Genomic DNA, 23,853 nt, shown 5'->3' on the forward strand with positions numbered 1-23,853 from the left:
TCAGACCCCCTTGCTGACCGAGCTCATGTTGAAGTCCGGCACCCGCAGGGCGGGCATCGCGGCCCGGGTGAACCAGTCGCTCCACTCGCGCGGCAGCGTCTTCTCCGTACGGCCCGCCTCGGAGGCCCGCGACAGCAGGTCCACCGGCGACTCGTTGAACCGGAAGTTGTTCACCTCGCCGACCACCTCGCCGTTCTCGACGAGGTAGACGCCGTCCCGGGTCAGCCCGGTGAGCAGCAGCGTCGCCGGGTCGACCTCGCGGATGTACCAGAGGCAGGTCAGCAGCAGACCGCGCTCGGTGGAGGCCACCATCTCCTCCAGGGAGCGCTCCCCGCCGCCGTCCAGGATCAGGTTCCCCGCTCCGGTGGCCACGGGCAACCGAGTAAGACCCGCCGAGTGCCGGGTGGTGACGAGCCGCTCCAGCTTCCCGTCCCGCACCCAGTCGACGGGCGCCACCGGCAGGCCGTTGTCGAAGACGGACGAGTCGTCGCCGGAGGAGTGCGCGATCACGAACGGCGCGGACTCCAGGCCCGGCTCGTTCGGGTCGCTGCGCAGCGTCAGCGGGAGCTGCGCGAGCGTCTCGCCGAGCCGGGTGCCACCGCCGGGCTTGGAGAAGACCGTACGGCCCTCCACCGCGTCCCGGGCCGCGGCGTTCCACTGCTGGTAGATCAGCAGGTCGGCCACGGCGGTCGGCGGCAGCAGCGTCTCGTACCGTCCGGCGGGCAGCTCGATCCGCCGCTCCGCCCAGCCGAGCCGGACCGCGAGGTCGGCGTCCAGCGCCGCCGGGTCGACGTCCTTGAAGTCCCGCGTCGCCCGCCCGGCCCAGGCCGAGCGCGTGCGGTCGGGGGACTTGGCGTTCAGCTCCAGGGTCCCGTTCGGCTGGTCGTGGCGGAGCCGCAGCCCCGTCGACGTGCCCAGGTAGGTGGAGGTCAGCTCGTGGTTCGCGAAGCCGTACAGCTCGCGGCCGCCGGCCCGGGCCCGGGCGAAGGCCTCGCCGAGGGCGGGCGCGAAGTCCCCGAAGACGGCGGAGGAGGTCTCCGCCGGGGCGTCCGTGAAGTCGGGGGAGGCGGGCACGCCCTCCACCAGCGGCTGCGCGTCCTCGGCGGGCCCGGCGGATCGGGCGGCGGCCTCGGCGGCCCGCACCAGGGGCTCCAGGTCGTCGACGGTCACGGCGGACCGGGAGACGACGCCGGAGGCGGTTCCCTGCGCGCCGTCGACGGTCGCGATCACCGTGAGCGTGCGGCCCCGGGTCACGCCGTTCGTCGTGAGCGCGTTCCCGGCCCAGCGCAGATTGGCCGAGGACTCCTCGTCCGCGATGACGACGCATCCGTCGGCCCGCGACAGCTCCAGGGCCCGCTCGACGATCTCGTACGGCTTGCTGACGCGGCTCATCGTCCGGCCTCCTGCGTCGTGTTCAGAATGTTGACGCCCCGGAAGAGGGCGGAGGGGCAGCCGTGGGAGACGGCGGCGACCTGGCCCGGCTGGGCCTTGCCGCAGTTGAAGGCGCCGCCGAGGACGTACGTCTGCGGGCCGCCGACCTGCTCCATCGAGCCCCAGAAGTCCGTGGTCGTCGCCTGGTACGCGACGTCCCGCAGCTGCCCGGCGAGCCGCCCGTTCTCGATGCGGAAGAAGCGCTGCCCGGTGAACTGGAAGTTGTACCGCTGCATGTCGATCGACCAGGACCGGTCGCCGACCACGTAGATGCCCCGCTCCACGCCCCCGATCAGGTCCTCCGTCGCCAGGCCGCCCGGGTCCGGCCGGAGGGAGACGTTCGCCATCCGCTGCACCGGCACGTGCCCGGGGGAGTCCGCGAAGGCGCAGCCGTTCGACCGGCCGAGGCCGGTGAGCTTCGCGATCCGCCGGTCGAGCTGGTAGCCGACGAGCGTGCCGTCCTTCACCAGGTCCCAGGACTGCGCCTCGACGCCCTCGTCGTCGTAGCCGATGGTCGCGAGCCCGTGCTCGGCGGTCCGGTCGCCCGTCACGTTCATGATCGAGGAGCCGTACGTCAGCTTGTTCAGCTGCTCGAAGGTGGCGAAGGAGGTGCCCGCGTAGGCCGCCTCGTAGCCCAGGGCCCGGTCCAGCTCGGTGGCGTGCCCGATCGACTCGTGGATGGTCAGCCACAGGTTCGACGGGTCCACGACCAGGTCGTACCGTCCCGCCTCGACGCTCGGCGCCCGCATCTTCTCGGCGAGCAGCGCCGGGATCTCGTCCAGCTCCTTGTCCCAGTCCCAGCCCGTGCCGGTCAGGTACTCCCAGCCGCGTCCGACCGGCGGCGCGATCGTCCGCATCGAGTCGAACTCGCCGGTCGTCCCGTCCACGGCCACCGCCGTGAGCTGCGGGTGCAGCCGCACGCGCTGCTGGGTGGTCACGGTCCCGGCCGTGTCCGCGTAGAACTTGTTCTCGTGGATGGTGAGCAGCGACGCGTCCACGTGCGCCACGCCCTCCGCGCGCAGCAGCCGCGCGCTCCAGTCGGCGAGCAGGGCGCTCTTCTCCTCGGAGGGCACGGAGAAGGGGTCGATCTCGTACGAGGAGATCCACACCTTGTCCTCGTGCACCGGCTCCGCCGCCAGCTCCACGCGCTCCTCGGAGCCGGCCGCCGCGATCACCTTCGCCGACAGCTTGGCCATGGCGACCGCCTGCGAGGCGACCCGGGCCGCCCCGTCCATGGTCAGGTCGACCCCGGAGGCGAACCCCCAGGCCCCGCCGTGCACCACCCGCACCGCGTAACCGAGGTCCGTGGTGTCGGAGGAACCGGACGGTTTGGCGTCGCGCAGGCGCCACGAGGCGCTGCGCACCCGCTCCAGGCGGAAGTCGGCGTGCTCGGCACCCAGCGCGCGCGCTCGGGCGAGCGCCGCGTCGGCGAGTGCCCGGAGGGGCAGCGCGACGAACGAAGGGTCGATCTGATGGACCACGAGCGGCCTCGCTCTCGGTGATCGGAAGACGGTCACGGAACTGCCCGGGAAGTCAATCACGGGAGGGGCGGTCGGGGTGGCGCATTGCCGTGCGCCCTCGGCGGAACCGCATCCAACCGGCCACCGCGCGGCGGGCATTGGGGCAACGGCACAAGGCGCTCCGGTGCCCGCCGGGCGGCCCGGCCGCGCACCGGGCCGCGCTCCCCGGCCGGCGGCCCGGTGGCCGGAAGGCGGGGTCCCCCGCCCCGGACCACACCTCTCGCACCCCCGGACCCCACCCCGCGCGGGCCCGGTCGCGGGTCGCCGGACGGCCCCCCTCCGGCATCCCTGAGCTGTAGGGACCCGACAGTGCGGCCCGTACGCCACTGTCGGAGGTCGATTCCTCATGTCGGGAGCGATGCAGATAGGTTTTCGGCTACCAGACCGCTATCGAAAGGGTGATCCGTTGAGCCGCTCGGTTCTCGTCACCGGAGGAAACCGGGGCATCGGCCTCGCCATCGCCCGCGCGTTCGCCGAGGCCGGCGACAAGGTCGCGTTCACGTACCGCTCCGGCGAGCCGCCGGCCGCCCTGGCCGAGCTGGGCTGCCTGGCCGTGAAGTGCGACATCACCGACGGTGAGCAGGTGGAGCAGGCGTACAAGGAGATCGAGGAGAAGCACGGTCCGGTGGAGGTCCTCGTGGCCAACGCCGGCGTGACGAAGGACCAGCTCCTCATGCGCATGTCCGAGGAGGACTTCACCTCCGTCGTCGACACCAACCTGACCGGCACCTTCCGGGTCGTCAAGCGGGCCAACCGCGGGATGCTGCGCGCCAAGAAGGGCCGCGTCGTCCTGATCTCCTCGGTCGTCGGCCTCCTCGGCTCCGCGGGTCAGGCCAACTACGCGGCCTCCAAGGCCGGTCTGGTCGGCTTCGCCCGCTCCCTCGCGCGTGAGCTGGGCTCCCGCAACATCACCTTCAACGTCGTCGCCCCCGGCTTCGTCGACACCGACATGACCGCGGTGCTCACCGACGAGCAGCGCGCGGGCATCGTGTCGCAGGTGCCGCTGGGCCGCTACGCGCGGCCCGAGGAGATCGCCGCCGCGGTGCGGTTCCTCGCCTCCGACGACGCCGCGTACATCACTGGAGCCGTCATCCCGGTTGACGGCGGATTGGGCATGGGTCACTGATCACCATGAGTGGAATCCTCGAGGGCAAGCGCATCCTCATCACCGGTGTGCTGATGGAGTCCTCCATCGCCTTCCACACCGCGAAGCTGGCCCAGGAGCAGGGCGCGGAGATCATCCTCACCGCCTGGCCCCGGCCGACGCTGACCGAGCGCATCGCCAAGAAGCTGCCCCGGCCCGAGAACGTCAAGGTCCTGGAGCTCGACGTCTCCAACGACGAGCACCTCGCGCGCCTGGAGGGCCAGGTCCGCGAGCACCTCGGCGACCGCCTCGACGGCGTCGTGCACTCGATCGGCTTCGCCCCGCAGGACGCGCTCGGCGGCAACTTCCTCAACACGCCGTTCGAGTCCGTCGCCACCGCCATGCACGTCTCGGCCTTCTCCCTGAAGTCCCTGACGATGGCGCTGCTGCCGCTGATGAGCGAGGGCGGCTCCGTCGTCGGCCTCACCTTCGACGCGAAGTTCGCCTGGCCGCAGTACGACTGGATGGGCCCGGCCAAGGCCGCCCTGGAGGCCACCAGCCGCTACATCGCCCGTGACCTGGGCAAGCAGAACATCCGCTGCAACCTGGTCTCGGCGGGCCCGCTCGGCTCCATGGCCGCCAAGTCCATCCCGGGCTTCGGCGAGCTGGCCTCCGTCTGGGACAGCCGCTCCCCGCTGGAGTGGGACCTCACCGACCCGGAGCCGGCCGGCCGCGGCGTCGTCGCGCTGCTCTCCGACTGGTTCCCGAAGACGACGGGCGAGATCGTCCACGTCGACGGCGGTCTGCACGCGATCGGCGCCTGACGCCTCCCGTACGGACGAGAAGGGCCGTGTGCCCGCCCCTCGGGGCGGTGCGCACGGCCCTCGCCGTTTCCCGGCCCCGGCCCTCCCGCCCGCTCGACCCGAACGCCGGAATCGAACACTCGACTCGAAAAGTAGCCCGAATGACCCCAGACTGGTGCAGAGCGTGAAGGTCTGCTGCTGACGGGGAGGAGGTACGGGCATGCGCGCGATACGTCACGGATTCGGGGCGTTCGCCTCGGTCGCCGTGCTGCTGACCGGGGTCGCCCTCGCCGCCGAGGTGCGCGCGGCACCCGCCCCGGCCGGAGAGCACCCCGCCCCGGCCGCGGAGGAACCGGAGAACTTCGGCGCCTCCTGCCGTACCGACGTCGAGGGCTCCCGCGTCACCGCCCACTGCCAGAACCCGTACCCGCGCACCGACCGGGTCCGCCTCCACGTCGAGTGCGAGCAGTGGTGGGACGTCGACACCGACAGCGCCCCCGTGGACGTCGGCCCCGCCGACTACGCCCAGCTCACCGGCCGCTGCTGGAAGGAGGTCCGGTCCGCCTGGATCACGCACCAGCCGGCGGACCCGGATCCGGCGCCGGCGCCGGGCTCCTCAGGACCGTGAATCCGGTACGGCGCTCCGCAGGCACATGAACGGGTAGCCGGCCGCCTCCGTGCCCGCCCGCTCCGCGTCGCCCTCCCGGATCGCGTCCACCAGGCGCGCGTGGTCCATGTGGTTCTCCGGCCGCAGCTCCCGCCCCACGTCGTCCCGCAGCCACTGCCGCAGCAGATCGCCCAGGTCCGCGTACAGCTCCGTGAGGACCTCGTTGCCCGAGGCGGCGACGACCGCGTGGTGGAAGGCCGCGTCGGCGGTCACGAACCGCTCCGCGTCCCCCGTCCCCCACGCCTCCTCGCGCCGTACGAGCAGGGCGTCGAGCTGCTTGAGGTCCCGCTCCGTGCGCCGCTCCGCCGCGAACCGCGCGGCGGCGGACTCCAGGGTCGAGCGCAGCTCGGCGACGTGCCGGGGGTCGGAGCCCGCGAAACGCCGGTGCATGACGCCCGCCAGCTCGCTGGTGGCGGCCACGTACGTGCCGGAACCCTGCCGGATGTCGAGCAGCCCGTTGTGCGCGAGCGCGCGGACCGCCTCGCGCACCGTGTTGCGGGCCACGCCCAGCTGCTCGACCAGCTCGGGCTCGGTCGGGATGCGCGAGCCCACCGGCCACTCGCCGGAGGTGATCTGGTTCCGCAGCTCGGCGATCACCTGGTCGGAGAGACCTGCGCGCCGGGGATGGCCGAGGGCCATGGAGTCACCTTCCCATTCGTTCGAGATTGGACAACCAATCATCCCATGATTCTATGATGGCCTCATGCCTGACGAGCCGAAGACCCTCGACCCCGCCGCCCGACCGGCCGCCACCGCCGGGGATTCTCCCGCACCGGACCGCGCCCGCCCCGCCGGTACGACGCCCCAGGCGTCCCCGGTTGCCCAGGCGTCCCCGGCGTCCCAGGCCGCCCGGACCCTTCCGGCCCGCCGGCTCCTCGTCCCGGTCACCGTCGGACTCGTCCTGGCCGCGCTCAACCTGCGCCCCGCCATCACCAGCCTCGGCGCCCTCCTCGAAGAGGTCAGCGAAGGCCTCCACATGAGCGGCACCGTCGCCGGCGTCCTCACCTCCGTGCCGCCGCTCTGCTTCGCGGTCTTCGGCATCACCGCCCCGCGCCTCGCCCGCCGCTTCGGCCCCGCCGCCGTCGTCTGCGCGGGCATGGCCGCGATCTTCACCGGACTCGTCCTGCGGCCCCTCGCCGGCGGCACCGCGGCCTTCCTCGCCGCCAGCGCCCTCGCCCTCATGGGCATCGCCGTCAGCAACGTCCTGATGCCCGTCATCGTCAAGCGGTACTTCCCCGACCGCGTCGGCACCATGACCGGCCTCTACTCCATGGCGCTCGCCCTCGGCACCTCCGTCGCCGCCGCCGCGACCGTCCCCCTGACCGACGCCCTCGGCGGGGACTGGCGCCTCGGCCTCGGCGTCTGGGCGGCCCTCGCCGCCCTCGCCGTCCTGCCCTGGCTCCCGCTCCTGCGCGACCGGGACGGCGTCTCCAACGGCCCCCGCACCTCCCGTACGGAGGCGGGGGCCGCGACCCCCGCCGAAGCCCCGCTCCAGGCCGCGCCCCGCGTCACCCGCAGCCGCACCGCCTGGGCCCTCGGCGCCTTCTTCGGCCTCCAGGCCACCGGCGCCTACATCACCATGGGCTGGATGCCGCAGATCTTCCGCGACGCCGGCGTCCCCGCCTCCACCGCGGGCGTGCTCCTCGCCGTCACCATGGTCATGGGCGTCCCGCTCGCCTTCGTCATCCCCCGGCTCGCCACCCGCATGAAGACCCAGGGCCCGATCGTCGTCGCCCTCGCCCTGTGCGGCCTCGGCGGCTACACCGGCCTCTTCCTCGCCCCGGCCGCCGGAGCCTGGGTCTGGGCGGTGCTGCTCGGCGTCTCCAACTGCGCCTTCCCGCTCGCCCTCACCATGATCGGCATGCGCTCGCGCACCGGCACCGGCGTCGTCCGCCTCTCCGCCTTCGCCCAGAGCGTCGGCTACCTCATCTCGATCCCCGGCCCCCTCCTCGTCGGCGTGCTCTACCAGCACAGCGGCGGCTGGGGACTGCCCATCGCCCTCATGGGCGGCCTGATGGTGCCTCAGATGATCGTCGGAATCCTGGCGGGCAGGGACCGGACGGTCGAGGACGAATGCTGAGGTGCGAGACTGTTCCCATGCCCGTCCTCGAACCCCATCCGCCGAACGGCCAGAAGAAGCTGCTCGCCGTGTTCGGCGCGATGATCGCCATCACCGTCGTCATCGGAATCATCGCCTCCATCGCCGCCCCGTGAGTCCCCCCGCCGGCCTGTGACCCTCCGCCAGGGGGGTAACCCCCGCATCCCCTAGGGGGCGGGTCTCAGGGTCGAGTGGGTGGATCACCGGATGGGCCGCCGCCCCCGCGCTCCGTACGTTGGAGGACGACGGCGAAAGCGGAGACCCATCCACGGAGGCGGCCATGTCGGTCCGTACGCGCAGCGGCACCAGCACCACGGCGACCGGCGTCGACACCCGGCTGTCCTGGTGGGCCCTCGCCCTCCCGGCGGCCGCGTTCGTCGCCCTCCTGCTGCTCATGACCCGCCCGGGAGAGGCCCGCGCGACCGGGGGAGACCCGGCGGTCGGACGGCTCCTGGAGCAGGTCCGGCAAACACTCCCTCTCTGAGTCGGAGCGGCCCGTTTCGTGCGAAGCTGTGGACCATGAGCGTCGATACACCCCGCAGGATCGTGGTGCTCCGGCACGCGAAGGCAGACTGGCCCCAGGTGTCCGACCACGAGCGGCCCCTCGCCGAACGAGGCCGCTCGGACGCCCCCGTCGCGGGCCGCAGGCTCGCCGAGACCGGCATCGGCTTCGACCTGGCCCTCTGCTCGACCGCCGTCAGAACCCGCGAGACCTGGAAGCTCGCCGTGCAGGAACTGCCGGAGCGCCCCAGGACCGTGTACGAGGACCGGCTGTACGAGGCCTCGCTCGGCGAGCTCATCGCCCTGCTCAACGACGTCCCGGACGAGGTCTCCGACCTCCTGGTCATCGGTCACAACCCCGGCATGCACGCCCTGGCCGACGCCCTCGCGGGCCGGGTCGAGGGCGACGCCGCGGCCCGCATGAACCGCAGCGGCTTCCCGACCTCCGCCTTCGCCGTCCTCACCTTCGACGGCTCCTGGAAGTCGGTCGAGCACGGCGTCGGCACCCTCGTCGACTTCTGGACCCCGCACGACTGACGAGGGCCGCCCCACTCCCGTACGCACGAGGGCCCGGCCGTCCCCAGGACGACCGGGCCCTCCTCGCCGTGAGGACGCGCCCCCGGCTCAGTGCAGCAGGTCCTCGCCGCCGTCCGCGGCCTCGACCTCCTCGCGCGTGATCCCGAGCAGATAGAGCACGGTGTCCAGGAACGGCACGTTCACCGCCGTGTCGGCGGCCCTGCGCACCACCGGCTTGGCGTTGAACGCCACCCCGAGCCCGGCCGCGTTCAGCATGTCCAGGTCGTTGGCCCCGTCGCCGATCGCCACCGTCTGCGCCAGCGGCACCCCCGCCTCCGCGGCGAACCGGCGCAGCAGCCGCGCCTTGCCCGCCCGGTCCACGATCTCCCCGGTGACCCGCCCGGTGAGCTTCCCGTCCACGATCTCCAGGGTGTTGGCCGAGGCGAAGTCCAGCCCCAGGCGCTCCTTCAGATCGTCGGTGACCTGGGTGAACCCGCCGGAGACCACCCCCACCTGGTAGCCGAGCCGCTTGAGCGTACGGATCAGGGTCCGGGCCCCGGGCGTCAGCCGCACCTCGGTGCGCACCTTGTCCACCACCGAGGCGTCGAGGCCGGCGAGCAGCGCCACCCGCGCGTGCAGGGACTGCTCGAAGTCCAGCTCGCCGCGCATCGCGGCCTCCGTCACCTCGGCGACCTTGTCCTCGCAGCCCGCGTGCGCCGCGAAGAGCTCGATCACCTCGTCCTGGATCAGGGTCGAGTCCACGTCCATGACGACGAGCCGCTGGGCGCGCCGGTGCAGACCGGCGGAGACCACGGCCACGTCGACCCCGATGGTGTGCGCCTCGACGGCGAGCGCGGTCCGCAGCGGCTCGGTCTCACAGCCCGAGACCGCGAACTCGACCGCCGTCACCGGGTACTTCGCGAGGCGGAAGACCCGGTCGATGTTGCCGCCGGCCTCCGCGATCCTGGCCGCTATGGCCGCCGTCTGCTCCGCCGTGAGGGGGTTGCCGAGCACGGTGACGTGCGAGCGCCCCTCGCCCCGGGGGCGGTTGTCGCCCGTGCCGGAGATGATCTCGGCCTGGAGCTTCAGCGACTCGGCCCAGCTGTGCACGGTCGCCCGGAGCTCGCCCTGCGACGCGACGGTCGGTTCGGTGACGAGCGCGCACAGGACGAGGCGGCCGCGCGAGACGACCTGCTCGATGTCCACGACGTCGACCGAGTAGGCGGCGAGGGTGTCGAAGAGTCCCGCGGTGATCCCGGGACGGTCCTTCCCGAAGATCTTGACGAGAAGGGTGGGAACGTCAGCGGGGGAAACGTCTGAGGTCTGCGATGCGCTCATGGTGCTTCCCACCGTATCGGGCACCGCGCGCCCCCCGACCTCCCGTCCCGCGTACCGGACACCCGGACACCCGGGCGGCCCTCCGGCGTTCCGTCCGCGCCCCGCCCGCGCCCCGACTTTCGGAGAGGGGACCGGGCCTGAAATAGTTCCCCCCGGATGTTCGCCATCCCTGGACTCCCCGCGACGGGGGTACATCGGGGGACAAGTAGTGGGGCATGGAGTGCCAGAACTCGTACTGGAATTGAATGGAAGGACCTGGACCCTCGATCCGTCCAGGTCGTACACCGTGGGCCGGGACCCGCAGGGGGACCTGGTCATCGACGACGCCAGGGTCTCGTGGCGGCACGCCACGATCAGCTGGGGCGGCCGGAGCTGGGTCATCGAGGACCACGGCTCCACGAACGGCACGTTCGTCCGGGGGCAGCGGATCCACCAGATGGAGATCGGCCCCGGCTCGGCCGTCCACCTGGGCAACGCGAACGACGGCCCGCGGCTGAATCTCGCCGCCGGGGCCCAGGCCGGGCACCAGCCCCAGCAGCCCGCGCAGCAGCAGCCCGTACAGCAGCCGCCGGTGGCCCAGTCCGTTCCGGCGCACCAGGCCGCGGAGCAGGCCGAGTGGGTCACGCACCAGGCGCCGCCGCACCGGGCACCGCAGCACCAGCCGCCGCACCAGGCCCCGCCGCAGCAGCCGAACTGGCAGCAGCAGCCCGCGCAGCCGCAGGTCCCGCACCAGCAGGGGCCCGGGCACGGTCACCCCGGCGGCGCCGCGGGGGCGTCGTCGGCCTACTCCGACCGCAGCCCCACCACGTTCCACGAGCTGTCGCTCGGCCGCGTCATGCGCATCGGCCGCGCCCTGGAGAACGAACTCGTCGTCTCCGACCTCCAGGTCTCGCGGAACCACGCCGAGTTCCACGCGACGCCCGACGGGCGCTTCGAGATCCGCGACCTCGGCTCGCACAACGGCACGTACGTCAACGGCCAGCCGATCCCCAAGGGCGGCACGGCCCTCCTCGGCCCGCAGGACATCGTCGGCGTCGGCCACTCGACCTTCCGCATCGTCGGCGGCCAGCTGGAAGAGTTCGTCGACACCGGCTCGGTCTCCTTCTCGGCCCGCCACCTCACGGTCACGGTCGACGGCGGCAAGCAGATCCTCAAGGACGTCACCTTCGGCGTCCCGGAGAAGTCGCTGATCGGCGTCATCGGCCCGTCCGGCTCCGGCAAGTCCACGCTCCTCAAGGCGCTCACCGGCTACCGCCCGGCCAACGAGGGCGACGTCCTCTACGACAACCGCAGCCTCTACAAGCAGTTCGCCGAGCTGCGCCAGCGCATCGGCCTGGTCCCGCAGGACGACATCCTGCACAAGGAGCTGACCGTCCAGAAGGCGCTGCGTTACGCGGCCAAGCTCCGCTTCCCCGGCGACACCGCGACCGCCGAGCGCGAGGCCCGCATCGACGAGGTGCTGCGCGAGCTCAAGCTCGACATCCACAAGGAGAAGAAGGTCACCTCCCTCTCCGGTGGCCAGCGCAAGCGCGTCTCCGTCGCCCTGGAGCTCCTCACCAAGCCCTCGCTGATCTTCCTGGACGAGCCGACCTCCGGCCTCGACCCGGGCATGGACCGCGACGTCATGCAGCTGCTGCGCGGCCTCGCGGACGACGGCCGCACGGTCCTCGTCGTCACCCACTCGGTGGCCGAGCTGGGCCTGTGCGACAAGCTCCTCGTGATGGCGCCCGGCGGCTCGGTGGCGTACTTCGGCCCGCCGGAGGAGGCGCTGAACTTCTTCGGCTACTCCACCTGGGCCGACGTCTTCTCCGCCTTCGAGAACTACCGCGACTACGACTGGGCGGGCCGCTGGAAGGGCTCGCAGCACTACCAGATGTACGCCGCGGACATCGACGCCGTCGCCGCCCAGCCCGTCCAGGTGCCGCAGCAGGCGATGTCCCGTCCGCCGAAGCCGCAGGGCTGGGGCTCCCAGCTCTGGACGCTGATCCGCCGCTACGTCTCGGTGATCGCGTCCGACAAGGGCTTCCTGGGCCTGATGGTGATCCTGCCGGCCGTCCTCGGCGCGGTCTCGGTCGTCATCCCGGCCGACTTCGGCCTCGGCTCGCCGACCCCGCCGTCCCGCTTCAACGGCGACGCGGGCACGATCATGCTGATCCTCGCGGTCGGCATGTGCTTCAGCGGCGCCGCCAACTCGGTCCGCGAGCTGATCAAGGAACGGGTCATCTACGAACGGGAGCGCGCCACCGGCCTCTCCCGCTCCGCGTACCTGATGTCCAAGGTCATCGTCCTCGGCCTGATCACGGCCTTCCAGGGCGTCATCATCTGCGGCATCGGCTTCTCCACCCGGGCGCTGCCCGAGGAGGGCCTCTTCATGCCGCCGGCCGTCGAGCTGTGCGTCCAGGTCATCGCCCTGGGCCTCACCTCGATGATGTTCGGCCTGGTGATCTCCGCGCTCGTGAAGACCGCCGAGAAGACCATGCCGCTCCTGGTGATGTTCGCGATCGTCCAGGTCGTCTTCACCGGCATCCTGTTCCAGGTGTACGGCTCGCCCGGCCTGGAGCAGTTCGCCTGGCTGATGCCGTCGCGCTGGGGCATCGCCGGCGCCGGCACCACCCTCGACCTGGGCCGGCTCATGCCGCCGTGGGACCCGAAGAACCCCACGGACACCGACCCGCTGTGGGAGCACACGGCCGGCCAGTGGGGCATGGACCTCGGCGTCCAGCTCCTGATGGCGGTCGTCTGCTGCGTGGTCGTGGCGCGGCTGCTGCGCCGCCACGAGCCCGAGGTCATGCGCAAGTAGGCACCCGCACGACGACGCCCGAGGGCGGCACCCGCACGGGGTGCCGCCCTTCGGCGTACCGGCGCGCGATCAGTACGCGCTGTTGACGTTGTCCATCGAGCCGTAACGGTCGGCGGCGTAGTTGCAGGCCGCGACGATGTTGGCGACCGGGTCGTACAGGTCGAACTTGGTGCCCTTGACGTGGTACCGCTCGAAGGTCGGCTGGATGACCTGGAGCAGACCCTTCGAGGGGATGCCGTTGATGGCGTTGATGTCCCAGTTGTTGATGGCGCGGGGGTTGCCGCTGGACTCTCGCATGATGTTGCGGTGGATGCCCGCGTAGGTGCCCGGGATGTCGTGCTTGTCCATGATGAACAGCGCCTCGCGGATCCAGCCGTCGAGGTTGTTCGCGAAGATCGGAGCGCGGGTGACGGAGCGGTTGGCGGCGGCCTTCTCGGCGGCGCGCTTCTTGGCGGCGGCCTGGGCCTTCGCCTTGGCGGCGGCCTGCGCCTGGGCCTGGGCGACGGCCTTGGCCTTCGCGGCCTTGGCCTCGGCGGCGGCCTTCGCCTGGGCGGCGAGGTTCGCCTTCGCCTTGGCCTCCTGCTGAGCCTTCAGGCCGAGGGCGGTCTGCTGCTCGTTGAGGCTGGCGGCCAGCGCCTTGGCCTGGGTGCTGCTCGCGTCGTAGGACCACGCGACCTTGTGCGTGCTGGTGGAGAGAGCCTGGGGCTCGGTCTCGGTGGAACCGTTACCGGGAACCAGGGAGAGCGTGAGAGCCGCGGCGCCCAGAGCGGCGACGCCGGCGATCGTGGCCTTGTGGGTCTTCTTCAGACCACGACGACTGTGGCCAGGGGTGTTCGCAGACATGCAGGACTACCTCTTCGAATCGCTGGGGGTCGCTCCGGCCGGGGGCGGCACACGCCTCACTCGGCGGCGACAGATGCAATTCTTAGCGGCGGCAAAATGCCCTGGCAAAGGTGTGACGTACGAAGCCGGGTAGTGGATCGGGGGGCTGGGGGAGGCCCGCAAGACGTCCCGTGTGCCCGTTTTTCTCCGTCCTTATCCGACCTTGAGGTCTCCACTAAGGAGCTTCGTAAGTGACGTGGGTCCTATGCGGCGCCTCACATGGGAGGGGCCCCGAACTCACCCCGCGTTGCTACAGCAACGCACACGGTGAGCGGCCTCCTCCGGGAGGGGGAGAGGGGTCGCTGCGAACTCCTGCGAGAGGCGGGGCCCCCTCACCACCACGGCGTACGGGCCCCGCACCGCCCGCCGGAGCGGGACCTCCGACCTAGGTCCCGGGACCCGCCCGGCCTCGTCCCCGGACGGATACGGACGGTCACACCCCGCCGGTACGGTGAACACATGAGCCATCGACCGAGCTCCGGCCTCGCCGCCGTCAGCACCGCGATCCTGGCGATGAGCCGCCACCTGGAGGTCCGCGACGTCCTCAAGACGATCGTGGCCTCGGCCCGCGAGCTCCTCGACGCCGAGTACGCGGCCCTGGGTGTCCCCGACGACCACGGCGGCTTCGCCCAGTTCGTGGTCGACGGCGTCAGCGACGAGCAGTGGCGGGCGATCGGCCCGCTGCCCCGCCAGCACGGCGTCCTCGCCTCGATGCTCCACAAGGCCGAGCCCGAGCGGCTCGCCGACGTCCGCGAGGACCCCCGCTTCGGCGGCTGGCCCGACGCCCACCCCGAGATGTCCGACTTCCTCGGCCTGCCCGTCAGGGACGGCGACGAGATCCTCGGCGCCCTCTTCCTCGCCAACAAGCGCTGCCCCAAGGAGGACGGCCGCTGCGGCTTCACCGCCGAGGACGAGGAACTGCTCTCGACCCTCGCCCAGCACGCGGCCATCGCCCTCACCAACGCGCGCCTGTACGAGCGCAGCCGCGAGCTCACCATCGTCGAGGAGCGCTCCCGCCTCGCCCACGAGCTGCACGACGCCGTCAGTCAGAAGCTGTTCTCGCTCCGGCTGACCGCCCAGGCCGCCGCCGCCCTCGTCGACCGCGACCCGGCCCGCGCCAAGGGCGAGCTCCAGCAGGTCGCCGCGCTCGCCGCCGAGGCCGCCGACGAGCTGCGCGCCGCCGTCGTCGAGCTGCGCCCCGCCGCCCTCGACGAGGACGGCCTCGTCCACACCCTCCGCACCCAGATCCAGGTCCTGGACCGGGCCCACTCCGCCCGGGTCACCTTCGAGAGCCCGGGCACCCGCGCCCTGCCGGCCGCCCAGGAGGAGGCCGTCCTCCGGGTCGCCCAGGAAGCCCTGCACAACGCCCTGCGGCACGCGGACGCCGAGCGGGTCCGGGTCTCCCTCACCCGCAGCGGCCAGGGCGCCCGCCTCACCGTCACCGACGACGGCAAGGGGTTCGACCCGCGTACGGTCCGCAGCGCCGGACGCCACCTCGGCCTGGTCTCCATGCGGGACCGGGCGGGCGGCGTCGGCGGACGGCTCACCGTGACCTCGGCCCCGGGCGGGGGCACCACGATCGAGATGGAGGTTCCCGGTGGCTGACAAGCCGATCCGCGTCCTGCTGGTCGACGACCACCAGGTCGTCCGCCGAGGCCTGCGCACCTTCCTGGAGGTGCAGGACGACATAGAGGTCGTGGGCGAGGCCTCCGACGGCGACGAGGGCGTCGCCCGGGCCGAGGAGCTCCGCCCCGACGTGGTCCTCATGGACGTGAAGATGCCCGGTACGGACGGGATCGAGGCCCTGAAGCGGCTCCGCGAGCTCGCCAACCCCGCCAGGGTCCTGATCGTCACCAGCTTCACCGAGCAGCGCACGGTCGTCCCCGCGCTCCGCGCCGGCGCCTCCGGGTACGTCTACAAGGACATCGACCCCGACGCCCTGGCCGGCGCGATCCGCTCCGTCCACGCCGGGCACGTCCTGCTCCAGCCCGAGGTCGCCGGCGCGCTCCTCTCCCAGGACGACCCCCACGGCGGTACGGGACGGGGCCCGTCCCTCACGGAACGGGAGCGGGAGGTCCTCGGCCTGATCGCGGACGGGCGCTCCAACCGCGAGATCGCGCGCGCCCTCGTCCTCTCCGAGAAGACGGTCAAGACGCACGTCTCGAACATCCTGATGAAGCTCGACCTCGCGGACCGCACCCAGGCGGCCCTCTGGGCGGTGCGCCACGGCCTCACCCGCTGACGCGCCCCCGCCGCGCGCCGGGCGCACGACCGTTCACCCCTTCATACCGTCGTGTGTACGTCCCCCGTTCGGCGCAACCTCCCGGGAGGCGGGGCGTTCTCCATGGCGTGCTGCGGCGGACCGGCCGCAGCGACGACCAGGAGGAATCACCAAGTGAACAAGTTCAAGAAGGCCGCCGCCCTCACCATGGTCGCCGGCGGCATCGTCGCCGCCGGCGCGGGCGTCGCCTCCGCCGACGCCGGTGCCGAGGCCGCGGCCGTCCAGTCCCCGGGTGTCGCCTCCGGCAACGCGGTGCAGGTCCCGGTCCACGTTCCCGTGAACGTCTCGGGCAACACGGTCAACGTGATCGGCCTGCTCAACCCGGCCTTCGGCAACGGCGCCGTCAACGACTGACCCGCCACCGAACCCCCCGCCCCCCGGACGATCCCCCCGGAGGCCGGGGGGTTCCCCCTTTCCCGCACGCTCCGCCCCGGCCCTCAGAACCCCCGCTCCCTCTCCTCCACGTACGCGTTGTACGCGGCGACCTGCGCCCGCCGGGCCACCCGCTCCACCGGCCGCAGCGCCTCCCCCCGCGCCGCCAGCCCCTCCTCTTCGCGTTCCTCGCGACGCTCGGCGCCGGGGCGCCTCACGGGCTTCGGCCCGCTGCGTCGGACTCCGTCCGCCGAACCCCGTACCGTGCCCCGGCCCTCAGAACCCCCGCTCCCGCTCCCTCTCCTCCACGTACGCGTTGTACGCGGCGACCTGCGCCCGCCGGGCCACCCGCTCCACCGGCCGCAGCGCCTCCCCCCGCGCCGCCATTTCCGAAGCGCTCACCGCGCCCCCGTGGCCGTGGTCGTACGCCAGGTCCACCAGCAGACCGATCCGCTGGGCCAGCTCCAGGACCCGGACCGCGCGCGGCGGATAGCCCGGGGCCAGGACCTCGCGGCCCGCCTCCGACCGCGCCCGGTACGCCTCCCGCGCCGCGTCCGCCGCCGGGCCCGAGGCCGCCACGTCCAGCCGGGTCAGCACCGCCGTCGCGTCCCGCAGCGCCTCCGCCAGCTCCCGCTCCGCCTCGCCGAGCGACGGCACGTCCGCCGGCGGCGCCTCCCGCACCGCGAGACACCGCCACACCACCGCCGCGTGCACGTCCCCCTCGGGGCCCGCCTCCGTGACCTCCGGCACGAGACCGTAGGGAGCGCCGAACCCCACCACGGCCTCCTCCGCCTCCAACGCGCGCGCGTTGAAGTCCGGCGGCCCGCTCAGCCCCAGCGGGTGCCCCGGCGCGGGCAGCGCCACCCGCCACCCGGTCACCCCGAGCCGCCGCAGCCGCCCCAGGGCCAGCGTCAGGCCCACCGGCCCCGCCTCACCCGGCAGCCCCTCCACGCGGTGCACCGCGTCCTCCCCGACAATGGCCAGCGCCGCCTCGTCCGGCGACACCGCTCCGGCCAGCAGGGCATTGCCCCATGCGGCCAGGCGTCCTGAGCGTGGTTCCGAAAGCATCCCCCCAGACTAGGGACTCGGGGGAAACACCAGGGCCTGTCCGGCCCGCTCCGGCGATAACGTAGGTTTTCCCCTGGACGCCGCGCCCGCCGGCGCAAGGCGACGACACTCGACCGCAAGGGGAGACAACGCGCTCATGAGCGATGTACTGGAGCTGGTGGACGTATCCGTGGTCCGCGACGGACGGGCTCTGGTGGACGACGTCTCCTGGTCGGTCAAGGAGGGCGAACGCTGGGTGATCCTCGGCCCCAACGGCGCCGGCAAGACCACCCTCCTGAACGTCGCCTCCAGCTACCTCTTCCCCACCGGGGGCACCGCCCGCATCCTGGGCGAGCAGCTCGGCGGCGTCGGCACCGACGTCTTCGAACTCCGCCCCCGCATCGGCATGGCCGGCATCGCCATGGCGGAGAAGCTGCCCAAGCGCCAGACCGTCCTCCAGACCGTCCTCACCGCCGCGTACGGCATGACGGCCACCTGGAACGAGGACTACGACCCGGTCGACGAGGACCGCGCCAAGGCCTTCCTCGACCGCCTCGGCATGAACGACTACCTGGACCGCAGGTTCGGCACCCTCTCAGAGGGCGAGCGCAAGCGCACCCTGATCGCCCGCGCGATGATGACCGACCCCGAGCTCCTCCTCCTCGACGAGCCCGCCGCCGGCCTCGACCTCGGCGGCCGCGAGGACCTGGTCCGCCGCCTCGGCCGCCTCGCCCGCGACCCGTACGCCCCCTCCATGATCATGGTCACCCACCACGTCGAGGAGATCGCCCCCGGCTTCACCCATGTCCTGATGATCCGTCAGGGCAGGGTCCTCGCCGCCGGCCCCGTCGAGACCGAGCTCACCTCCCGCAACCTCTCCCTCTGCTTCGGCCTCCCGCTCGTCGTCGAGCGCCTGGAGGACCGCTGGACCGCCCGCGGCCTGCCGCTGAAGTGACCGGCCGGGCGCCGTGACCGCACAGCACCGCGCCCTGTCCCGGAAGCACCCCACCGCCCTACCATGACCACGTGGACATCGACGCGTGGGTGTGGTGGCTGATCGTCGCGGTGGGGCTCGGCATTCCCCTGGTCCTCACCGCGATGCCCGAATTCGGCATGTTCTCCGTCGGAGCGGTCGCGGGAGCGGTGACCGCCGCCCTCGGCTTCGGCATCGTCCCCCAGGTACTCGTCTTCGTCGTCGTCTCCGTGGCGCTCGTCGCGGTGGTGCGCCCACTCGCCGCCCGCCACCGGGGCGACGGACCCGGACTCTCCAGCGGGGTCGACGCCCTGAGGGGACGTCAGGCCGTCGTCCTGGAACGGATCGACGGCAGTGGCGGGGGCCGCGTCAAACTCGCCGGAGAGGTCTGGTCCGCCCGCGCGCTCGACGCCGGACAGACCTTCGAACCGGGCGAACAGGTCGACGTCGTCGAGATCGACGGCGCTACCGCCGTGGTCATGTGACCGAACCCCGCCCATGACGTTCCGGCGTCTGCGAGACTCGATCATCGAAAGCAAACCGGCAGTCAACCGGCAGCGAAGGGCACGGGGAACACGATGTCAGCAGTCATCATCGTCCTGATCATTCTGGTGGTGCTCGTCTTCATCGCCCTGATCAAGACGATCCAGGTCATCCCGCAGGCGAGCGCGGCGATCGTCGAGCGCTTCGGCCGCTACACCCGCACGCTCAACGCCGGACTGAACATCGTCGTCCCGTTCATCGACTCGATCCGCAACCGGATCGACCTGCGCGAACAGGTCGTCCCCTTCCCGCCGCAGCCGGTGATCACCCAGGACAACCTGGTCGTGAACATCGACACGGTCATCTACTACCAGGTCACCGACGCCCGGGCCGCCACCTACGAGGTCGCCAGCTACATCCAGGCCATCGAACAGCTCACCGTCACCACCCTCCGCAACATCATCGGCGGCATGGACCTGGAGCGGACCCTCACCTCCCGCGAGGAGATCAACGCGGCCCTGCGCGGCGTCCTCGACGAGGCCACCGGCAAGTGGGGCATCCGCGTCAACCGCGTCGAGCTCAAGGCCATCGAGCCCCCGACCTCCATCCAGGACTCGATGGAGAAGCAGATGCGCGCCGAGCGCGACAAGCGCGCCGCCATCCTCACCGCCGAGGGCACCCGCCAGTCCGCGATCCTCACCGCCGAGGGCGAGAAGCAGTCGCAGATCCTCCGCGCCGAGGGCGAGGCCAAGGCCGCCGCACTGCGCGCCGAGGGCGAGGCCCAGGCCGTCCGCACGGTCTTCGAGGCCATCCACGCCGGCGACCCCGACCAGAAGCTCCTCTCCTACCAGTACCTCCAGATGCTCCCGAAGATCGCCGAGGGCGACGCCAACAAGCTCTGGATCGTGCCCAGCGAGATCGGCGACGCCCTCAAGGGCCTCTCCGGCGCCTTCGGCAACATCGGCGGCGGCGCCCCCGGCTTCAACACCAGGACCGGCGCGCCCGAAAGGCGAGACGAACCGCCGGTTGACTGACACGTACACGTAATCCTCGTGCATGATCGGTGCGAGCCCCTCGACCCCGACGCCCTCGGAGCGGGGAGGCGACCCACCGATCCTGTAAGGAGATGGCGTTGTCCATCTGGGAAGCCCTGGCGGTCTTCGCCGCCGGCATCGGCGCCGGCACCATCAACACCATCGTGGGATCGGGAACGCTGATCACGTTCCCGGTCCTCCTCGCGACCGGACTGCCACCGATCACCGCCAACGTCTCCAACGCCCTCGGCCTCGTCCCCGGCTCCGTCAGCGGCGCCATCGGCTACCGCCGCGAACTCAAGGGCCAGAAGAAGCGCGTCCTGCGCCTCGGCGCCGCCGCCCTCGTCGGCGGACTCGTCGGCGCGATCCTGCTCCTCGCCCTCCCGTCCGACGCCTTCGACGCGATCGTCCCCGTCCTCATCGGACTCGCCCTCGTCCTGGTCCTCCTCCAGCCCCGCATCGCGGCCGCCGTGAAGCGCCGGCGCGAACGGGCCGGCACCGAGGCGCACCCCGACGGCGGCCCCGCCCTCCTCGTCGGCCTCCTCCTCGCCAGCATGTACGGCGGGTACTTCGGCGCCGCCCAGGGCGTGCTCTACCTCTCCCTCATGGGCCTGCTGCTCCACGACGACCTCCAGCGCGTCAACGCCGTCAAGAACATCCTCGGAGCCCTCGTCAACGGCGTCGCCGCCGTCTTCTTCCTCTTCGTCGCCGACTTCGACTGGACGGCCGTCCTGCTCATCGCCGTCGGCTCCACGATCGGCGGCCAACTCGGCGCCAAGGTCGGCCGCAGGCTCTCGCCCGCCGTCCTGCGCGGAGTGATCATCGCCGTCGGCGTCGTCGCCATCCTCCAACTGACCCTCAGGTGACGCGGAAGGGCCCGCCTCCCACCGGGGAGACGGGCCCTCGCATGCGCGGCATACGCGGGGAATCAGCGGGTAGGCGTCTACGCGGCGGAGTGGGCCAGCCACTCCGGCAGCGCGGACCGCTCGCTCGCCCGCAGCGCGAGCAGCATCGCGTCCGCCGGGGTCGGCTCGAACGGCTGGTGCAGCAGCGGCATCCCCGCCTGCTCCGGCGTCCGGTCGGCCTTGCGGTGGTTGTCCTCGGCGCAGGACGCCACCGTGTTCAGCCAGGTGTCCCGGCCCCCCTGGGCCCGCGGCACGACGTGGTCGACCGTCGTCGCCCGTCTCCCGCAGTACGCACAGCGGTGCTGGTCCCGTACCAGGACCCCCCGTCTCGACCACGGGGCCTGTCTTCGGAAGGGCACCCGGACGTACCGGCAGAGCCTGATCACCCGGGGCACCGGCAGGTCGACGGCGGCACCGCGCACCCGCAGCTCGGGATGGGCCTGCTCGACGACGGCCTTGGCCTGCAGCACGAGCACCACCGCACGGTTCAGAGTGACCGTCGACAGCGGCTCGAAGCTCGCGTTGAGTACCAGCGTGTCCCGCATGTTGCCCACCTCCCGTGTACCGGCCCGCCCCCTGGCGGGCTTGGATCAACGATGGCCGGGCCGGCCGGGTCGGACAACGCAATTTCTCGCGAAACAAAAGGTGCCCGCTTCTGATCTCTCCAAGACCAGAAGCGGGCAAACAACAAACGAACGATCAGCCTGCCGCGGGAGCCGCGTACTCACCGATCAACTGCGCGCGGCCCAGCGTGTGGAACCGCAGGTTGAACCCGACCACCGCCGGCGAGGCGTCGGCGTCCGGCCCGAGCTTCTCGCCGTCCACCGCGTACACCGTGAAGACGTAGCGGTGCGCCGGGTCCCCGGCCGGGGGAGCGGCGCCGCCGAACTCCTTCGCGCCGTAGTCGTTCCGGACGTGCACGGCACCGGCCGGCAGCCCCTCGAACGCACCCGACCCGGCACCGGCCGACAGCTCCGTCACCGACGCCGGGATGTCGAACAGCACCCAGTGCCAGAACCCGCTGCCCGTCGGGGCGTCCGGGTCGAAGCAGGTGACGGCGAAGCTCTTGGTCTCCGCCGGGAAGCCCTCCCAGCGCAACTGCGGCGAGGTGTTCCCCTCCGCGTACACCTGAGCGTCCTTCAGGACCCCGCCCGGCGCGATGTCGTCGCTCACCACGGTGAACGCCGGCACCGGCGGATGGAAGTCGTGGGGGAGCGGCGCCCTCTTGCCCTCGGACACGTAGAAACCCTCCGTATCGCCCGTCGCCGCCCCGGCGGCCTGCCGCGGCGGCCTTGCGGACCCGAGCCTAGAGCCAGTTGCGACGGCCGCCGACCTCGGCGAGCCACTGGTTCAGGTAAGCCGCCCAATCGGTGGTGTGGAAGTCGTGCAGACCCACCTTGAAGGAACGGAAGGAGTCGCTGCCCTCGGTGAACAGACCCGGCTTCTTGTCCATCTCCAGGACGACGTCCATCTCGCGGTCGTCGGCGACGAAGCTGACCTCGACCTGGTTCAGGCCGCGGTACTGCTGCGGCGCGAAGAACTCGATCTCCTGGTAGAACGGCAGCTTCTGCCGCGTCCCCCGGATGTGCCCCCGCTCCATGTCCGCGCTCTTGAAGCGGAAGCCCAGCTGGAGGAAGGCGTCCAGGATCGCCTGCTGCGCCGGCAGCGGGTGCACGTTGACCGGGTCCAGGTCACCGGAGTCCACGGCGCGCGCGATCTCCAGCTCCGTGGTCACGCCGATGTGCATGCCGCGCAGCTGCTGCCCCGACACGGCGGTGATCGGCGTCTCCCACGGGATCTCCAGACCGAACGGCACCACGTGCACCGCGCCGGCCTGCACCTGGAAGGCCCCGCCGAGGCGCACCTTCACGAACTCGATGTCCTGCTTGTGCTCCTGCTCGCCCCCCTCGACCTCGACGCGCGCCTGGAGCCCGACGGACAGCCCCTCGATCTGCTGGTCGACGTTGCCGCCCTGGATCCGCACCTCACCCTGGACGACCCCGCCCGGGACGACGTTCTCCTCGGTGAGCACCGTCTCCACGGTGGCACCGCCGGCACCCAGGCTCGCGAGCAGCTTCTTGAATCCCATGGTTTTCACTCCTTCTGGTCCTGACCCCTACATACGCGCGAAGACGGTAACCGGTTCCGGTCCGGTCCCCACTACGCTCGGACGCCATGAACGAGAGCCCCGACCGTACGCCGCTCCCGCGGTCCTTCTTCGACCGCCCCGTCCTGGAGGTGGCCCCCGACCTCCTCGGGCGCACCCTCGTCCGCACCACGGAGGAAGGACGGATCGAGCTGCGCCTCACGGAGGTGGAGGCGTACGCCGGCGCGATCGACCCCGGCTCGCACGCCTTCCGGGGGCAGACGGCCCGCAACGCCGTCATGTTCGGCCCGCCCGGACACGCGTACGTGTACTTCACCTACGGCATGTGGCACTGCCTCAACCTGGTGTGCGGCCCCGAGGGCAGCGCGAGCGGGGTCCTGCTGCGCGCGGGGGAGATCGTGAGCGGCGCCGAGCAGGCCCGCCCCCGCCGCCGCTCGGCCCGCAAGGACGAGGAACTGGCCAAGGGCCCGGCGCGCCTGGCCACCGCCCTCGACGTCGCGCTCTCCCTGAACGGGGAGGACGCGTGCGGCGACCCGGACGCCCCGCTCGCCGTCCTCACCGGCACCCCGCCGGCCCCGGCCCTCGTCCGCAGCGGCCCCCGCACGGGCGTCGGCGGCGAGGGCGCCCCGCACCCCTGGCGCTTCTGGATCGAGGGCGACCCGACGGTGAGCCCGTACCGCGCCCACACTCCTCGCAAGAGGGGCCTTGACTCGGGGCGACGAAGTGCGTAATGTGGCCCGAGCCGCTGGATCAGGGCCTGCTTGTTCAAGCACCCCCTGCAGTGGCCATCCACTACTCAAGAAGATTCCCTCGGCGAGGGCGTATTCCGGCATGCCGTAATGCGTTTCGAATGGCTCGATTATGAGTCACCGGGGAAATCCGCTAAAGTAGTGAACACGCCGGAAGGGTCCGAAGCGAAAGCGAAAGGGACCGGAAAGCACCGAGGAAATCGGATCGGAAAGATCTGATAGAGTCGGAAACGCAAGACCGAAGGGAAAAGCCCGGAGGAAA

At 71.9% G+C, this 23,853-nt stretch carries 26 protein-coding genes; 16 read left to right on the top strand and 10 right to left on the bottom strand.

All coding sequences use genetic code 11. From position 1 onward, the window contains the following. A complete protein-coding gene (locus ACIP5O_RS17470) occupies positions 1 to 1,392 on the bottom strand; it encodes a metallopeptidase TldD-related protein (RefSeq protein ID WP_401294108.1) in 1,392 nt (463 codons plus the stop codon). Further along, positions 1,389 to 2,912, bottom strand: coding sequence for a TldD/PmbA family protein (locus ACIP5O_RS17475; RefSeq protein ID WP_401294111.1), 1,524 nt, complete (start codon positions 2,910 to 2,912; stop codon positions 1,389 to 1,391). Before ACIP5O_RS17475 ends, ACIP5O_RS17470 begins: the two co-directional genes overlap by 4 nt. Before the next feature lie 445 nt (positions 2,913 to 3,357). Between ACIP5O_RS17475 and fabG the strand changes: the two genes are divergently transcribed. The 3 genes from fabG to ACIP5O_RS17490 all read left to right on the top strand — a co-directional run bounded on the left by fabG (position 3,358) and on the right by ACIP5O_RS17490 (position 5,466). Further along, positions 3,358 to 4,077: a 3-oxoacyl-[acyl-carrier-protein] reductase gene (gene fabG / locus ACIP5O_RS17480; RefSeq protein WP_401294114.1), complete on the top strand. Its 720-nt coding sequence runs from the start codon at positions 3,358 to 3,360 to the stop codon at positions 4,075 to 4,077. A gap of 5 nt (positions 4,078 to 4,082) precedes the next feature. Continuing rightward, positions 4,083 to 4,859 carry an enoyl-ACP reductase FabI gene (gene fabI, locus ACIP5O_RS17485; protein WP_125658155.1) on the top strand — a complete coding sequence of 259 codons (777 nt, stop codon included), beginning with the start codon at positions 4,083 to 4,085 and terminating at the stop codon, positions 4,857 to 4,859. 199 nt (positions 4,860 to 5,058) lie between these two features. After that, the gene (locus ACIP5O_RS17490) at positions 5,059 to 5,466 is read left to right on the top strand and encodes a hypothetical protein (RefSeq protein ID WP_401294118.1); all 408 of its coding nucleotides are present in this window, start codon (positions 5,059 to 5,061) and stop codon (positions 5,464 to 5,466) included. On the opposite strand, the gene ACIP5O_RS17495 is transcribed toward ACIP5O_RS17490, so the two are convergent. Beyond that, complete coding sequence (locus tag ACIP5O_RS17495; RefSeq protein ID WP_401294121.1) at positions 5,455 to 6,144, bottom strand: FadR/GntR family transcriptional regulator; 690 nt, start codon at positions 6,142 to 6,144, stop codon at positions 5,455 to 5,457. The two genes, ACIP5O_RS17490 and ACIP5O_RS17495, sit on opposite strands and share 12 nt — an antisense overlap. 64 nt (positions 6,145 to 6,208) lie before the next feature. On the opposite strand from ACIP5O_RS17495, the gene ACIP5O_RS17500 reads away from it, so the two are divergent. The 4 genes from ACIP5O_RS17500 to ACIP5O_RS17515 all read left to right on the top strand — a co-directional run bounded on the left by ACIP5O_RS17500 (position 6,209) and on the right by ACIP5O_RS17515 (position 8,641). Continuing rightward, positions 6,209 to 7,585, top strand: coding sequence for a CynX/NimT family MFS transporter (locus ACIP5O_RS17500; RefSeq protein ID WP_401294123.1), 1,377 nt, complete (start codon positions 6,209 to 6,211; stop codon positions 7,583 to 7,585). Positions 7,586 to 7,602: 17 nt separating this feature from the next. Next, complete coding sequence (locus ACIP5O_RS17505; protein WP_260606496.1) at positions 7,603 to 7,719, top strand: SGM_5486 family transporter-associated protein; 117 nt, start codon at positions 7,603 to 7,605, stop codon at positions 7,717 to 7,719. Positions 7,720 to 7,883: 164 nt separating this feature from the next. After that, positions 7,884 to 8,087, top strand: a complete 204-nt coding sequence (locus tag ACIP5O_RS17510) for a hypothetical protein (protein WP_401294125.1) — start codon at positions 7,884 to 7,886, stop codon at positions 8,085 to 8,087. Positions 8,088 to 8,122: 35 nt separating this feature from the next. Next, entirely contained in the window at positions 8,123 to 8,641 is a 519-nt protein-coding gene (locus ACIP5O_RS17515; protein ID WP_356546530.1) for a histidine phosphatase family protein, read from the top strand. A gap of 87 nt (positions 8,642 to 8,728) precedes the next feature. On the opposite strand, the gene serB is transcribed toward ACIP5O_RS17515, so the two are convergent. Further along, positions 8,729 to 9,958 carry a phosphoserine phosphatase SerB gene (gene serB, locus ACIP5O_RS17520; protein WP_125658140.1) on the bottom strand — a complete coding sequence of 410 codons (1,230 nt, stop codon included), beginning with the start codon at positions 9,956 to 9,958 and terminating at the stop codon, positions 8,729 to 8,731. Positions 9,959 to 10,166: 208 nt separating this feature from the next. Between serB and ACIP5O_RS17525 the strand changes: the two genes are divergently transcribed. Then, positions 10,167 to 12,758, top strand: coding sequence for an FHA domain-containing protein (locus ACIP5O_RS17525; protein ID WP_401294130.1), 2,592 nt, complete (start codon positions 10,167 to 10,169; stop codon positions 12,756 to 12,758). A 69-nt stretch (positions 12,759 to 12,827) separates the two neighbouring features. On the opposite strand, the gene ACIP5O_RS17530 is transcribed toward ACIP5O_RS17525, so the two are convergent. Beyond that, complete coding sequence (locus ACIP5O_RS17530) at positions 12,828 to 13,601, bottom strand: transglycosylase SLT domain-containing protein (RefSeq protein WP_356546535.1); 774 nt, start codon at positions 13,599 to 13,601, stop codon at positions 12,828 to 12,830. Between the two features lie 498 nt (positions 13,602 to 14,099). Here ACIP5O_RS17530 and ACIP5O_RS17535 point away from each other — a divergent pair, with 498 nt between their 5' ends. The 3 genes from ACIP5O_RS17535 (at position 14,100) to ACIP5O_RS17545 (ending at position 16,275) form a co-directional block, all read left to right on the top strand. Continuing rightward, complete coding sequence (locus ACIP5O_RS17535; protein WP_401294133.1) at positions 14,100 to 15,245, top strand: GAF domain-containing sensor histidine kinase; 1,146 nt, start codon at positions 14,100 to 14,102, stop codon at positions 15,243 to 15,245. Beyond that, positions 15,238 to 15,882 (top strand): response regulator, encoded by a 645-nt coding sequence (locus ACIP5O_RS17540; RefSeq protein WP_401294136.1) that lies wholly within the window; start codon positions 15,238 to 15,240, stop codon positions 15,880 to 15,882. Before ACIP5O_RS17535 ends, ACIP5O_RS17540 begins: the two co-directional genes overlap by 8 nt. 153 nt (positions 15,883 to 16,035) lie before the next feature. Further along, entirely contained in the window at positions 16,036 to 16,275 is a 240-nt protein-coding gene (locus ACIP5O_RS17545) for a chaplin (RefSeq protein ID WP_125658124.1), read from the top strand. 83 nt (positions 16,276 to 16,358) lie between these two features. On the opposite strand, the gene ACIP5O_RS17550 is transcribed toward ACIP5O_RS17545, so the two are convergent. Both ACIP5O_RS17550 and ACIP5O_RS17555 read right to left on the bottom strand, forming a co-directional pair. Continuing rightward, positions 16,359 to 16,511 carry a hypothetical protein gene (locus ACIP5O_RS17550; protein WP_401294140.1) on the bottom strand — a complete coding sequence of 51 codons (153 nt, stop codon included), beginning with the start codon at positions 16,509 to 16,511 and terminating at the stop codon, positions 16,359 to 16,361. A gap of 58 nt (positions 16,512 to 16,569) precedes the next feature. Then, positions 16,570 to 17,361, bottom strand: a complete 792-nt coding sequence (locus ACIP5O_RS17555) for a hypothetical protein (protein ID WP_356546540.1) — start codon at positions 17,359 to 17,361, stop codon at positions 16,570 to 16,572. A gap of 136 nt (positions 17,362 to 17,497) precedes the next feature. On the opposite strand from ACIP5O_RS17555, the gene ACIP5O_RS17560 reads away from it, so the two are divergent. The 4 genes from ACIP5O_RS17560 to ACIP5O_RS17575 all read left to right on the top strand — a co-directional run bounded on the left by ACIP5O_RS17560 (position 17,498) and on the right by ACIP5O_RS17575 (position 20,696). Beyond that, the gene (locus ACIP5O_RS17560; RefSeq protein WP_401294143.1) at positions 17,498 to 18,295 is read left to right on the top strand and encodes an ABC transporter ATP-binding protein; all 798 of its coding nucleotides are present in this window, start codon (positions 17,498 to 17,500) and stop codon (positions 18,293 to 18,295) included. A gap of 71 nt (positions 18,296 to 18,366) precedes the next feature. After that, complete coding sequence (locus tag ACIP5O_RS17565) at positions 18,367 to 18,798, top strand: NfeD family protein (protein ID WP_401294145.1); 432 nt, start codon at positions 18,367 to 18,369, stop codon at positions 18,796 to 18,798. A 93-nt stretch (positions 18,799 to 18,891) separates the two neighbouring features. Then, positions 18,892 to 19,830 carry an SPFH domain-containing protein gene (locus tag ACIP5O_RS17570; RefSeq protein ID WP_053642153.1) on the top strand — a complete coding sequence of 313 codons (939 nt, stop codon included), beginning with the start codon at positions 18,892 to 18,894 and terminating at the stop codon, positions 19,828 to 19,830. A 92-nt stretch (positions 19,831 to 19,922) separates the two neighbouring features. After that, positions 19,923 to 20,696 (top strand): sulfite exporter TauE/SafE family protein, encoded by a 774-nt coding sequence (locus ACIP5O_RS17575; RefSeq protein WP_401294149.1) that lies wholly within the window; start codon positions 19,923 to 19,925, stop codon positions 20,694 to 20,696. Positions 20,697 to 20,773: 77 nt separating this feature from the next. On the opposite strand, the gene ACIP5O_RS17580 is transcribed toward ACIP5O_RS17575, so the two are convergent. From ACIP5O_RS17580 to ACIP5O_RS17590, 3 genes are all read right to left on the bottom strand, one after another. Beyond that, positions 20,774 to 21,280, bottom strand: coding sequence for an HNH endonuclease (locus tag ACIP5O_RS17580; RefSeq protein ID WP_125667855.1), 507 nt, complete (start codon positions 21,278 to 21,280; stop codon positions 20,774 to 20,776). Between the two features lie 154 nt (positions 21,281 to 21,434). Further along, a complete protein-coding gene (locus tag ACIP5O_RS17585; RefSeq protein WP_401294152.1) occupies positions 21,435 to 21,974 on the bottom strand; it encodes a YbhB/YbcL family Raf kinase inhibitor-like protein in 540 nt (179 codons plus the stop codon). A gap of 67 nt (positions 21,975 to 22,041) precedes the next feature. Next, a complete protein-coding gene (locus tag ACIP5O_RS17590; protein ID WP_401294155.1) occupies positions 22,042 to 22,824 on the bottom strand; it encodes a sporulation protein in 783 nt (260 codons plus the stop codon). 86 nt (positions 22,825 to 22,910) lie between these two features. On the opposite strand from ACIP5O_RS17590, the gene ACIP5O_RS17595 reads away from it, so the two are divergent. Continuing rightward, positions 22,911 to 23,573, top strand: coding sequence for a DNA-3-methyladenine glycosylase (locus ACIP5O_RS17595; RefSeq protein ID WP_401294158.1), 663 nt, complete (start codon positions 22,911 to 22,913; stop codon positions 23,571 to 23,573). Positions 23,574 to 23,853: the final 280 nt, after the last annotated feature.

It is taken from the genome of Streptomyces sp. NPDC088915, from assembly GCF_044749825.1.
In the GTDB taxonomy this organism is placed as follows: Bacteria; Actinomycetota; Actinomycetes; order Streptomycetales; family Streptomycetaceae; genus Streptomyces.